At 54.6% G+C, this 13,279-nt stretch carries 8 protein-coding genes and 1 pseudogene; 5 read left to right on the top strand and 4 right to left on the bottom strand.

The genetic code is table 11. The annotated features are described in order from the left end of the window. Positions 1-61: 61 nt before the first annotated feature. Positions 62-1,591, bottom strand: coding sequence for a TolC family protein (locus HG15A2_RS12225; RefSeq protein WP_218931912.1), 1,530 nt, complete (start codon positions 1,589-1,591; stop codon positions 62-64). A gap of 1,128 nt (positions 1,592-2,719) precedes the next feature. Between HG15A2_RS12225 and HG15A2_RS12220 the strand changes: the two are divergent. The 5 genes and pseudogenes from HG15A2_RS12220 to HG15A2_RS12200 form a co-directional block, all read left to right on the top strand. Then, a pseudogene (locus HG15A2_RS12220) lies at positions 2,720-4,123 on the top strand (efflux RND transporter periplasmic adaptor subunit); the annotation flags it as partial. A 31-nt stretch (positions 4,124-4,154) separates the two neighbouring features. Then, positions 4,155-7,670, top strand: a complete 3,516-nt coding sequence (locus tag HG15A2_RS12215) for an efflux RND transporter permease subunit (protein WP_145060503.1) — start codon at positions 4,155-4,157, stop codon at positions 7,668-7,670. A 50-nt stretch (positions 7,671-7,720) separates the two neighbouring features. Next, the gene (locus HG15A2_RS24565; RefSeq protein WP_246117718.1) at positions 7,721-8,902 is read left to right on the top strand and encodes a hypothetical protein; all 1,182 of its coding nucleotides are present in this window, start codon (positions 7,721-7,723) and stop codon (positions 8,900-8,902) included. Between the two features lie 100 nt (positions 8,903-9,002). Then, entirely contained in the window at positions 9,003-9,635 is a 633-nt protein-coding gene (locus HG15A2_RS25135; RefSeq protein ID WP_145060502.1) for a GNAT family N-acetyltransferase, read from the top strand. A gap of 131 nt (positions 9,636-9,766) precedes the next feature. Beyond that, positions 9,767-10,837: a sulfotransferase family protein gene (locus HG15A2_RS12200; protein ID WP_145060501.1), complete on the top strand. Its 1,071-nt coding sequence runs from the start codon at positions 9,767-9,769 to the stop codon at positions 10,835-10,837. A gap of 47 nt (positions 10,838-10,884) precedes the next feature. Here HG15A2_RS12200 and HG15A2_RS12195 read toward each other — a convergent pair whose 3' ends face one another. The 3 genes from HG15A2_RS12195 to HG15A2_RS12185 all read right to left on the bottom strand — a co-directional run bounded on the left by HG15A2_RS12195 (position 10,885) and on the right by HG15A2_RS12185 (position 13,256). Further along, the gene (locus HG15A2_RS12195) at positions 10,885-11,169 is read right to left on the bottom strand and encodes a metal-sensitive transcriptional regulator (RefSeq protein WP_145060500.1); all 285 of its coding nucleotides are present in this window, start codon (positions 11,167-11,169) and stop codon (positions 10,885-10,887) included. Positions 11,170-11,286: 117 nt separating this feature from the next. After that, a complete protein-coding gene (locus HG15A2_RS25130; protein ID WP_391483924.1) occupies positions 11,287-11,448 on the bottom strand; it encodes a four-helix bundle copper-binding protein in 162 nt (53 codons plus the stop codon). 251 nt (positions 11,449-11,699) lie between these two features. After that, on the bottom strand, positions 11,700-13,256 hold the full coding sequence (locus HG15A2_RS12185; protein WP_145060498.1) for a multicopper oxidase domain-containing protein: 1,557 nt from the start codon (positions 13,254-13,256) through the stop codon (positions 11,700-11,702). Positions 13,257-13,279: the final 23 nt, after the last annotated feature.

Raw genomic sequence — 13,279 nt, 5'->3', positions numbered from 1 at the left:
GAATATCTTAACCCGAAGCAAGGAATTGCTTGGAATCTCCGAGGGGTTACGCTAACCGAGCTTACTCAGCGTCAACAGCAACTTCACAACCTACTGCTCGATGAAGTTGAGCGATAGCTCCAGCAATTGTCGCCTTTGTTCTCGCGACTTGTAGCTCAAACATCAAGACTTCCGTAAATCCGTCGGTCACTTCGCCAAAGTCAACGAGCTTTCCCCGGTAGTCAGCAGAGGCTAATTGCAGAGTTCGCTTGGCTCGTGGCAGAATTCGCTCGTTGTAGAGTCGCAACTGCTCGTCGGCAGCGTAGGCTTGTTCGCTGAGTCGGCGGATTTGGCGAAACGTATCGTCTCTGGCGTCGTTGAACTCGCGGGACGAGGCAGCGACTTCGGCGGATGCTTCGCGAATTGAAGCGTTGATCTTGTCTCGCCAGATAGGAAGCGTCACGACGACCACAAAGTTCACATTGTCATGGCCATTGGCGACAGGTGAGACGGCGTCGCTTTCGGTGATTGTTTGCCAGCCTGCTCCCAGTGTAAAGTCAGGGTACTTACTTAGGCAAGCGAGCTGCTGCTTCTGACGATCACGCGACACGGCCCATTGGCGTTCCCGCAAACGCGGGCTGCATTCTCCGGCTGCGGCAAACAGTGCATCAAGCTGCTGCGGAACTTGAGCAATCGGAAGCTCGCCCGTCGGTTCAATGCCTGTCATAGCGGGTTGCTGGACGAGCGCTGCCAAGTCGGCTTGGGCCAATGACTTCTGCCGTCGCAGTCCAATCAGACGTTCTTCCAAGGTGTCGAGCTGCAACTGCGCTCGGAGAACGTCTTGCTGTCTGCCGCCCGCTCCGTAGCGGGCCTCGGCAAGTTTCACCAGCTCGGCGGCGATTTGGCGATTCTCGTCGGTTATCGTTATCGCGCGATCGGCGAACCACAGCTCATAGTAGGCGAGCCGAACCGTTTCTTCGACTTCGAGTTCCACTTGTGCCAGTTTCGCGGCAGCGATCTGCGTCTCGCGGTCTGCAATTGCCGCCTTGGTCCAACGTTTTTCTGGCCAAGGATACTTCTGTGCAATCGACATCGTGTTGCCAGCACGTCCAGCAGCCGTTTGCAACGCCTGATCTGAAATAGGATAGAAGCTGTTAGTGAGCGTGGGATCGTCCAACGCTTGCGCCTGAGGCGCCCGCTGCGATGCGGCCGCCACTCTGGCTCTGGCTGCTCGAACCCGCGGATGACTCGCCGTTGCGATGCCTAGGAAGTACCCAACCGATTGGCCGACCGAAGTAACCGATTCAATTGGATTCTCCGCTGATGCGTCGTTCTTCTCCGCTGGTACGGCTTCTGGTTTGCTTGTTTTTGGAGCGGCAAGCGTTTCAGGAAGTCGCAGAGGAATCTGCTGGTCTTCATTCTGTTCTTGGTAATTGACTTGTAAAACCGAATCGCCACTTTTATCTGCCGATCCCGAGCGGACTACCAGTGAAGTCGATTCTTCCGCCAAGGGCTGAACGACTGTCCCTGTCACCGTAGCGTAGTTCTTGGGCGTTTGTCGGCAGCCAACAACGGCCCCGAGATAGGAGAGTCCCACGAATAGAACGAGCATTTTTTGAGGCATTTTTCGTGGGTTCACGGCTTCCAAGCTCTCCCTGCTACCTTATCCCTGCGTCTGGGCAAGGAGTAAGCTAACCTTTTACATCAGCCTTGTACTGAGCGACACCAGCGTTGATAATACCCCTAGCAGGTATCCTCATTATCACCCATCGGCTAGCATCCGTGCTAAAATCCCGATCAATCCGATTTGCCGTTAATCTCTGCGTGATCGGTGCGATACTGATGCCCAGCGGTCGAATTTCGGTAGCTGGTGCTGCGAACTGCGAAACTTCTGCTAGCAACGAAGCCGCTTGTTCGGGTTGTGGGCACTGCCAAGTCAGCAAATCTGGAGAACGTTGCGGGTGCTGCAAGCGAAAGCATCAAGAACCTGTTCATGAGGAAACGACTGAGCCTTCAAAGACAGGATGTTGCCACCGCTCGCCGAGCATTTCGCAACGGACTACCGCAGCCCAGCTCGACAAATCTCCCAAGAGTGACTTGCCAAAGAGAGACACGTCCAACGAGTATGATGGCGTCTGCTTGTGCGCGGGTCCGTCACAGCCCGCCATCCCCACTAGCACGAATCGTTCGACAACTGAGCGACTAGTGAAGTTGCTGCACTTGGACGTGACGAGCTTTGAAGAGATCGATTCTGCACCGCCTCGCCTCTCGATTGGGCGGCTTTCTAACTCACCTGAATTCGAGCCGCGTGACTCTCAGCGACGGCTTTGCGTCTGGCGCATTTGAATCTCTAGCGCCCAAGGTACGCGCCCACTCCGCATCTTATTGATGCGGTCTAGCTAGCCGCTTGGTACTGCGCGTGCCGTTTCTTGTGACGCCCTCGAAACTTTCGAGGTCTGACCCACTCGCACTCTTTGTCGCGACTGCACCTATGCCTACCACTCCAGAACCAGCGTTTGCCGCGAAATCTTCCGCAGCAGCCAAGTCATCACGATCCACAAGCGGAAGCCGCCAATGGCTGCTTCGCGTTGGGCTGCAATGCCTGGCGCTGCTGGCGACTCTTATTATCGGCATCGCGCTTGTTGGTGTTGCGCAACGCGTTGGCTGGTTGAACGCCACGGCAAGTGACAATAGTAAGACAACCACCGATGCCAGTGTCGCCACCGAATACACCTGCCCGATGCATCCAGAGATCAGGCAAGACGCTCCCGGTAAATGTCCGATCTGCGGAATGACACTTGTTCCTACGCCGGGTGCTGCACCTGTGAAGGCTCCGCCCCAGCAAGCCGATGCACAGGCCACCGAGGAACGATACATCTGTCCCATGATGTGTACCGATCCCTCCAGCGAACCAGGGAAATGCCCCGTTTGCGCTATGGACTTGGTGAAAGCGACTAGCAGTGCCGGTGGCGGGGAGCGTTCGGTTTCAATCGACTCTCACGCACGTCGTATCTTGGGTATCCGCACTGCCGATGCCAAGTCAGGCGAAGTCTATCGCACGATTCGCACGATTGGAGCAATCAATTATGACGAGGAGCAAGTTGCTACGATTGCAGCCTACATTGATGGTCGACTTGAAGAACTTTTTGCCGAGTACGTCGGTGTCAAAGTTGTCAAGGGCGACGATTTGGCCGTCCTCTACAGCCCGCAACTCTACTCGGCACAGACCCAGTACTTGTCGAGTCGCGACACACCTGCACTCAATGCGCTCGGTGGCGGTGCGAGACTAAGTGAAATCGCTCTGGATAACCTGAAAGAACTCGGCATGAGCGAAGCTCAAATTGCCGAGCTGCGTCGAAGCGGTAAAGCCGAGAAACGCCTTCGTATCGCATCCCCGATCGGCGGAACGGTAATCGCGAAGCACAAGGTCGAAGGCGACTATGTGAAAACTGGCGAACCGATCTATCGCGTTGTCGATTTGTCGATTGTCTGGCTCATGATCGAACTCTATCCCAGCGACGCAGCGGCAGTGCGTTTTGGACAGCAGGTTGAAGCCGAAATACAATCGCTCCCCGGAGAAGTCTACACGGGCCGCGTGGCGTTCATTGACCCGATGGTCAGCGAGAAAACACGGACCGTTGCCGTGCGTGTCGAGATGACTAATTTTGACGGGCGACTCAAGCCGGGCGACTACGCGAAAGCAACGATTCGCGTACCTGCTGTGAAGCGAAACCAAGTCTACGATCCGGCTCTTGCGGGCAAGTGGATTAGTCCGATGCACCCGCAGATTATTCGCAACCAGTCGGGCGACTGCCCTATCTGCGGCATGGACCTCGTCCCCACCAGAGAACTCGGCTACGTTGATGAGCCTTTGCCTGACCAAGGCGTTGTCAGTGTGCCGCGCAGTGCCGTTCTCATGGCTGGCGACAACTCGGTCGTGTACGTCGAAAGCGAGCCGGGGCTGTTTGAGTTAAGGCAGGTAATCCTTGGGGCAATGACGGATGACTCGGCGGTGATTCTGGATGGCATTTCCGCGAATGAAACGGTTGCGACCGATGGTAATTTCCTCATCGACTCGCAGATGCAACTTGGCGGAAAACCCTCTCTGATGGACCCAACGCGAGGTGAAGGCAAAGCATCGGGAGAAGAAGCGGCCGTGCCGCAGGGGGCCGTCCATGCTCACTAGCCTTGTCAGATTTTGTGTCAAAGAAGCACCATTGGTGTTACTGCTAACGATCGGATTGGTCGTTTACGGCTGGTACAGCTACCAGACCATACCGATCGACGCGATTCCCAACATCGGTGAAAACCAAGTCATTGTGCTAACGCCTTGGCCGGGGCGGTCGCCGAAAGATATTGAAGATCAAGTCACCTACCCGCTCAGCGTTTCGCTGCTCGCGGTGCCGGGTGCCGATAGCGTGCGTGGCAAGAGCATGTTCGGTTACTCGTTTGTGCAGGTGACTTTTAAGGACAGCATTGATTTCTATTGGGCGCGGAGCCGAGTGTCGGAGCAGCTTGGTTCGGCGGCTCCTCAGCTGCCAGATGGTGTGGTTCCTCAACTAGGCCCTGATGCCACCGGCTTAGGTCAAGTTTTCTACTACGTCTTGATGCCTCCCAAAGAAGGAAAGAGCTTAGCGGAGCTGCGTTCGCTGCAAGACTTTGTTGTGAAGTACGAGTTACAAGCCGTCGAGGGAGTTAGCGAAGTCGCTTCGATTGGAGGCTACGTTCGTCAATATCAGATTGAAGTCGATCCTGACAAGTTACGGTTTCACAAGGTGACGCTAGACCGCCTGATGATGGCGATTAAGAGTTCTAACGTCGATGTGGGCGCCAAGACCATAGAAGCCTCTGGCATGGAGTTCATCGTCCGAGGCAAAGGATTTTTGGGGACTGGAGGAGATGTCTCCAAAGCTATTCGCGACATTGAGCAAACCGTCATCGAGCAGCGAGACGGCGTGCCATTGCGCATCCAAGATGTAGCCCGTGTGCAGCTCGGCCCAGACTTTCGCCGCGGCGCGCTCGACTACAACGGTGGCGAGGCGGTCGGTGGTGTGGTTGTCATGCGTCATGGCGAAAATCCCCGTGCGGTCATTGATCGCGTGAAAACTCGCATTGAGCAGCTCATACCCTCGCTGGACGGTGTCACGATCAAAGCGGTTTATGATCGGACGGGGCTCATCGACGAAACGGTCGGCACGCTCACAACCGCCCTGCGCGAAGAAATTATTATTACCGGCATCGTGATTTTGCTCTTCTTGTTGCATATCCGCAGCAGTCTCATTGTCGCTTCGACGCTACCAGTCGCTGTGCTGCTGTCGTTTGTTGCCATGAGGACGTTCGGTGTGGATGCCAACATCATGTCGCTCGCCGGGATTGCGATCGCCATCGGCACGATGGTCGATATGGGGATTATTGTTTCAGAAAACATCTACCAGCATTTGGCGGAATGGGAGAAGAATTGCTCAACCGGAGGAAGCAAGAATCGTGCGAAGGTGATTGCCGACGCTGCCACCGAAGTCGCCCCTGCCGTGGTGACAGCCGTCACGACGACGATTGTCAGCTTCTTGCCGGTGTTCTTCTTAACGGGCCGCGACTACAAGCTATTCAGTCCGTTGGCTTGGACCAAGACTTTTGCGATTACGTCGGCTCTGATTGTGGCGATTACTTTAGTGCCAGCGCTCTGCCGGTTGATGCTTCGCAGCGCACGCTGGCCAAAAGTGGCGAGCATCGCTGCGGCAATTACCGGGGCCGCGTTGGCTGGACTGCTCGTATTCTTCCTGTGGGCGGATGCCATCGAGAGTAGCTATGGAATTCCACCCGCTGTCTCCACCATTTTCGCCACTCTGCTAGGTGCCGGAGCAGGTTGGCTAGTAACCCGCGAGCGGGTGAAGCCTCTTGAAGAAGGGCTTGTGAGCAAGCTAATTGTACGAGCCTATGTGCCCACGCTGCAATTATTCCTCCGATTCAAAGCTGCGTTCCTGACCGTCCCGCTGCTGATCATGATGGTCGGCCTGGGAGGCTGGATTGGTTTGCCGACCGTTCTAAAGCCTGCCGAAAAAGTCGTCGGCTGGCTAGGCGTTGAGCCAAACGAATTGCCGGGCTATGTCGATCTCAAGCACAGCTTTACTGGCTTGGAAAGCGACGACTGGATTGCGCTGGACGAGGGAAGCTGGTTCTACATGCCAACGCTCTACCCGGCGGCCAGCTTTAGCCAGGCAATGCAAGTTTTGCAATCGCAAGACGTACTGATCAAGCAGATTCCCGAAGTCAAAGACGTATTGGGCAAGATTGGCCGCGTCGAATCGGCTCTCGACCCGGCCCCTGCGTCAATGGTGGAAACTTATGTGATGCTCAAACCGCGTGACCAGTGGCGAGAGGGTGTCACATCACGCGACGTGTGGGACGAAATCAATGCTGCTGCAACTCTGCCGGGAGTCACACCAGCGAGTCCGCTCCAACCGATTGAAGGCCGCGTCGTGATGCTGCAAAGCGGCATCAAAGCACCCATGGCAATCCGCATCTATGGCGACACGCTCAGCGAACTGGCCGATGCAGCTCTTTCCGTTGCTGCACATTTGAAGGAATCGCCTTACGTCAACGCCGGCACGGTCAATCCTGACATTGTGCTAGGCAAGCCGTATGTCGAATTCACCGTCAGCCGTGAAGCTGCTGCTCGCTATGGTATGACGGTCAGGATGGTCAACGAAGTTGTCGAGACGGCTTTGGGGGGAATGAACCTCATCAAAACGGTAGAAGGCCGTGAGCGCTATCCGGTCCGATTGCGTTACCGCCGTGACCTGCGTGAGCGAATCGATCAACTTGCCACCCTCCCCGTGGTCACTCACTCCGGTGCCGTCGTGCCGTTACAGGAGCTTGCGACGCTCGAAACAACTTGGGGACCCGGCGCGATCAACAGCGAGAACGCGAGGCTGGTTGCCCACGTGGCGTTTGCATCGAGCGGTCGCATAGGTGATTTAGAATCAGTTACTGCGATTGAGAAGTCACTGCGTGAGGCACAAGCATTGCCAGCGGGCGATCCCAACCGCTTGAGTCTACCCGCCGGATACTCGCTTGAAGCGGTAGGTTCTTTCACCAACCAGATCGAAGCCAACAGGCGGCTGCTGTGGCTCGTGCCGCTAGTCATCCTGATCAACCTGCTAATTATTTACCTCCAGTTCCGGCACTGGCCAATCACGCTCGCTGTATTCGCAGGTATTCCCGTGGCATTTGCTGGTGGGATGATCGCCCTCGCAATCGCAGGCACACAAATGAACACCGCCGTGTGGGTGGGCTTTATCGCACTCTTCGGCATCGCGGTCGATGACGGCGTGGTGATCGCCACTTACCTTGATCAAGTCTTTACACGGCTCAAGTTGACCAGCGTCGAAGATATTCGCGTTGCCACGATTGAGGCCGGGATGCGTCGTATTCGGCCATGCTTAATGACCACCGCAACCACTGTGCTGGCTTTGATTCCTGTTCTCCTATCGACGGGACGTGGGGCTGACGTTGCACGGGCAATGGCGCTGCCGGTCTTCGGCGGCATGATCGTGGAGCTGGTGACGCTGTTCGTCGTGCCAGTCATATTTTGTGGCTACAAGGAATTCAAGATGAAGATGGGCTTTGCGGATCGCCACTGGGAAGGTGTGGAATCCGCAGGCCAAGCAAGTGACTTCGTGCCGACTGCGTAAGGATGCGTGTTCGGTGTTATTTTTGTTCCTGTTAGAAAAGGACTGCGAGAATGAAAAGTTTAAGTTTGTCAGCAATGGCGACCGGGATGATGCTTATTGCATCGGTTGCCCCGGCTCAAACGGGCCAAGAAGTGGAAAAACATGCAGCACATGCAGGGCATGAACACGCCGCACACGATCATTCTGAGCATCAACAAGCCACGATGCCGGAAGCCATGCCAGAGCAACCTCCCGAGGCCAAACCTGCTGGTCCTCATGGAGGAACCATCCAGCAAGTAGGCCAGTTCCAAATCGAAACGATGCTAGAACCCGGCGGCATCCGTTTGTTCACCTACGACCAGCAAGGCCAACCACTCGAGTTGAAAGGTGCCCGTGGCCTCGCCACATTGCAAATCGAAGGCGACGCGAAGCGATACCGGTACGACTTGTTTCCCGAGGCAGGCCAAGACAATCTGGCCAAATCTTTGGCCGTTGCCGTTGATCTTTCCAAGATTGCTGGCCGCAAAGTCGAGCTTGCCTATCAGTTGGTCGGTATCCCAGGTGCCGAGCGCAAGCCGCTTCAATTTACGGCAAACGGCATGGTACCGATGACCGAAGCCCAACAGGTGGCTGCTGCCATTGCTGCCCAAAAAACATGTCCGGTGAGTGGTCAGCCATTAGGTGGAATGGGCAAACCAATTCCTGTCACCGTTGGTGATCAAACTGTCTACGTTTGCTGTGCCGGTTGCATCGACGCGGTGAAAGAGAACTCCGCGAAGTATTTTCCGCAGCAGCAAGCCAAGCTGACTGTCACCGAAGCGACGGCTGCTGACGCCGAAGCAATCAAGCAGCAACAGCTCTGCCCCGTGATGGACGAGCCACTCGGCGGCATGGGCACACCGCTCAAAGTGACGGGACTTGGTCGCGATGTATTCCTCTGCTGCAAAGGTTGCCTAAAGTTCCTGGAGAAAGAACCGCAGAAGTACCTTGCCAAGCTACCACCACTCCCCAACGCAGAGAAGCCACAGGTCGTAAAGGCGACGAAAGCCGATGCTCAGTTTGTCTCGGCTCAGAAACTCTGCCCAGTTATGGACGAGCCACTGGATGCGATGGGCGGTCCGTACAAAACGGTAGTGGAAGGGCGTGTCGTCTACCTCTGCTGCCCCGGTTGTGCCAAGAAGCTGCACGCTGACCCGGCTGGCTACCTCGCCAAGCTCGCGAAGCAGGGCATATCGCCGCCTGCTGTGAAATAGCAAAGAAACTTTCGCGGGGGTGGCGACGCGTGGAGGTAACGGTCCTCCGTACCGAAACGCCCCGTCGCCCCCGCCCTTTTATAGCAATCTGGACTCTAGCATGACGCTGCAAAGAATTTTTCGATTTGGATACCGCTGCTTACAACGGCTTATTGTGCTTGAAGGTGTCTCGGTGTTAGTTGGGCACGTCGAACAAGTATCGAAAATCACCGCGAGTGACAAGAAGGCTAGGATGCTAAGTCTTGAATCGCTACAGGAACACATACTCAACAGTGAGGCACCGTACTGCCAAACTTTAGTGGCACGAATTGAAGAACGCAACCTATCGTGTTTTGGCGTCGAGTCAGGCGGCCATTTACTATCGTTTGCGTGGTTTCACCTCGGCTCCGCGGAAGCGGGAATGAACTACGGCAGGGACTCGTCTACAGCGACTCCCATTCTGTTACAGGACAATGCTACGTTCGTTTTCCATGCTTACACGTCTTCCGATGCTCGTGGAAAAGGACTGATGTCGAAAGTTCTGGGATGCGCAGCGGATTCTCTGAGAAAGAGCGATGGCATCAAATACTTAGTGGCAACCACGGAAATAGTTAACGACTCTGCTCAGTCGGCTTTCCATCGAGCTGGATTCAACAAGGCGGCAACCTACTGGCGGTTTGGAATCGGAAGATGGGTCGTGGGCAAGTACCCAAAACCGACAGGCCCGATTCTAGCATTTGGAGACTGCGTCTAGGCGTTTGCGGTCAATCCATCACGTCGCCTTACTTCCGAAAGTTTTCAATCAACTCGTCGAGTTTCTCGTCTCACTGTTTGGTATTGCCCATCGCCCCCGCCCTTTATCCAAAGAAACGTTGAAAGCCTTCAATGCCAACTTCTTCTTCGAGTGTACAACCAACGGAACGCCCAAATCGCAAGTTCTATGGTAATTTCAAAGACCCGGTTGGCCTTATCTCTCGTCTCTTGTGTCGAGGTGGTACGGTAGGCAAGCATCTCGTTGTCCGAGAAGCACTCACTCAATTCGTAAAGCCACTGGACAACTGGCTCAAGGTGTCAGAACGCTCACTGCTTGCCCAAGACTTTAAGACGGATTTCCCTCTGCTGCTCATCGTGGGTCCACCAAGAAGCGGCACTAGCCTATTGCACCAAGTTTTAGCGTCCTGTTTGGATGTAAGTTATTTCACGAACTTCAATGCCATGTTTAGAAAGTCCCCGCTTTCAGCGGCAAAGTATTTTCAGAAGCGATTAGACCCAGGGCCAGTAACTGGAGAAAACTTATACGGCAATACGAGTGGATTCAGGGGCGTGAACGACGCTTTTCACGTTTGGAATCGCTACTTGGGGATTGAGCGATATGACGCAATGTCTGCCTTGGACTCATCAACCGCCCGAAAAATGCGCCAGTTCTTTCACGTATGGACACACATTACGTCCAAGCCGCTGCTCAATAAAAATAACCGCAATCTGGCCTGCACCACTTTGCTCTCTGAACTGCTGCCCAACGCACATTTCATTGCCGTTCACCGTGAGCCCGTTTACGTCGCACAATCACTTCTCAAAGCTCGGGAGTGGGTGCAAGGAAATCGCAAGGTAGGCTGGGGGCTAAGTAGCGTTGATTCCTCAGCTACTGGAAATCCAATGGATGATGTCGAAGCAGTTTGTCGTCAAGTTGCTGCCAATGAGAGGCTGCTCAAACGTCAAAGAGAACAGATTAGCAGTGAACGTTGGACAGATGTGTCATATGAGTCATTCTGCGAGAATCCACAAACAATCATTCGCGAGATATGTGAGCGACATCCAAGTATCAAGCTTCGTTCGCCTGAGCGAATTGCTAGCGTGCAGCCTTTTGCCAATACCAATCAGGATCGACTCACAGACGATGAAGTCGATCGGATACGTCGACTATTGGCAGCCTGCGAGGAAGTACCAGTTAACTAGAAACATGCTTGTAGCAAGTTCTTGGCTTCTATGAAAAATGTACTGGCCTAGTCAATTCGAGCGTACTTGCGGAAAAGCTCAACTAGCTCTGCAAGTTTCTCGTCTCGCTCTTTGGTGTTGCCATCGACCATCGCGTTTTTCACGCACGAGTGAACGTGGCTTTCAAAAATCAGTTGGCCGACTTTCCCTAAGGCGCCACTAGCGGCAGCAATCTGCATCAAAATGTCAACGCAGTATTCGTCTTCATCAATCATCCTCTGCACAGCAGAGACTTGCCCCGAAATTCGGCGCAAGCGGTTTGCGAGCTTCGTTTTTTCGTCGTCAGAGAGCATCGGCTGCCATCAATCGGTGTAACAAGATGGACTATCTAGGTCATCTATAATAGCGTGCCGATTGATGGCGTGCGACCCTATTGAACGGGCCTGCTAGCCGATGCGAGACCAAGCTGGTTATTTGGCGACCGATTGGCAAGCCTCGACGCAGCGGCGGCAACTCTCGGCACACTGCTGGCAGTGATCGTGGTCGTGCGCTGCACACTGCTCGGCACACCACTCACAAACCTTCACGCACAAGCGGCAGGCTTCTGACGCGAATTTGGCGTCAATCGCCATCATTTCCACGCAGAGCCTGCAAATCGCAGCACATTCTAGGCAGCACTTAGGGCAGGCGTTGTCGCTTTTCTTGCCGAGCATAGACACGACATTCGACAAACATTCGGCCGCACACTCCTGACAAGCCTCGATACAATTTTGATACGACGTGTTTTGGACCATCGAATGACTCCTGGGTTTAGGTTACGGAATTGTCAGTAGTAAGTTACTGAGCAAATCCCATACCCACCAGGGGTATCCTGTCGTCGATGCTACATCATTCCGTGCTTCATTGGTGCTGCTTGATAATCAGAAGGATCACCGAATCGCCGCACGATTTCAGCAAGAACAGCACCCGGCTGTATAGGTTCGTCGGTTTCCATGACCAAGTGGTACAGATCTTCCGGCAGAACGCGGACAGCGAGCATCAGGCCCATGATGGCCATCTGCCAACCTTGCCGCATCCCCAGCGTTTCGCGTCGCCCGGTGATTCGCTTGTCCATCATCGCGGCCATATTCATCCCCTTCATGTCTTGGGGATAGCCGGGAGTATGGAACCCTGGGTCAGGATTATTCAGATTCACATCAGGAACCCGATCCAAATTCGCCAGATAGGCATCCACCGATTGATTCGGACGAACCCTCGGGCCAACTTGCCGGGTCATGTGATTCATCATGTGATGCACCATGTGGCAGTGCATCATCCAGTCGCCCGGATTGTTGGCGATAAACTCGAAATCAGTTGCTTGCGCGACACCAATCAATTCGGTGTTGCGAGGTATCCAGGCACTTTTTGGAATGCGCGCCCCTTCGTGGCCGGTGATCCAGAAAGTGTGGCCGTGCAAGTGAATCGGATGATGCTGAATAGGAGCGAAATTAAGAATACGAATCCGCACCCGCTCGCCATGCTTGCAAACCAGCGGGGAGTTGAACGGCCCGCTGCGTCCGTTGATCGTATGCCAGTTCCAATCCATCGACCAACTATCGGCGATGGTTTGGCTCGGTTCGATGGCGAAGTTTTGAAAGAGCAAGCCGAAGTCTCTATCGACGGGCGGGTCGAAGACTCGCTTGGGATGCACGATAAACCAGCCTACCATCCCGAAGGCTTCTTGCATGGCGACATGGGAATGGTAGAAGAACGTCCCTTCTTCGTGGAAAGTAAACTCGTAGTTAAAACTCTTACCTGGCTTGATTGGACCTTGGATTAGTTCGGCAGCCCCATCGTATTGCACGCGGCACTCAAAGCCGTGCCAATGCATGTAGGTATTTTCGGGCAACTCGTTGGTGACGACAATGCGAACTCGATCCCCCTGCGTGACTTCAATTGTCGGCCCCGGCATACTGCCGTTGTATCCGTAGACATTCATTTTGTAGCCGGGAAGAAATTCCGCTTCGACCGGGGTTGCCACTAAATGAAATTCTTTCACGCCATCTACCATCTTGAATGGCAGCTTCGGAATGTCGGGCGTCTCGAATGGTGCGGGTCCATCACTGGCAGAGCGCATTCCCGGAACTAACTTACCGAGATAGTAGTCGGAGTCGGGACTATTTCCGCGACTCGGGGTAAAGCGGCGGAAACCGTCGTACTCATCCTGGACACCAGATGGCACACCTGCATTTTCGTCACCGATAGGCGACGGTAGCTTAGTGCCGCTGCCGTGCATGTCGTGACGACTGCCCGAGCCTTGCATATTCATGCCCTGCATCGCTGGGCCTTCCTGTGCTTGTGCGGGAGTGGCGAGCAGGTTTCCAGCCAGCGCGCCACCGGCAGCCAGTGCCGATTTTTTTAGGAAGTCGCGACGAGGTGGGGTTGCTTGCGGTTCTTGCATGGTATTGATCTCGCTTGGAAACG

Source organism: Adhaeretor mobilis (genome assembly GCF_007741515.1).
Classification (GTDB): Bacteria; Planctomycetota; Planctomycetia; order Pirellulales; family Lacipirellulaceae; genus Adhaeretor; species Adhaeretor mobilis.
Note: the sequence above shows the minus strand (reverse complement) of the source record. Positions and strands in the feature narration are given on the sequence as shown.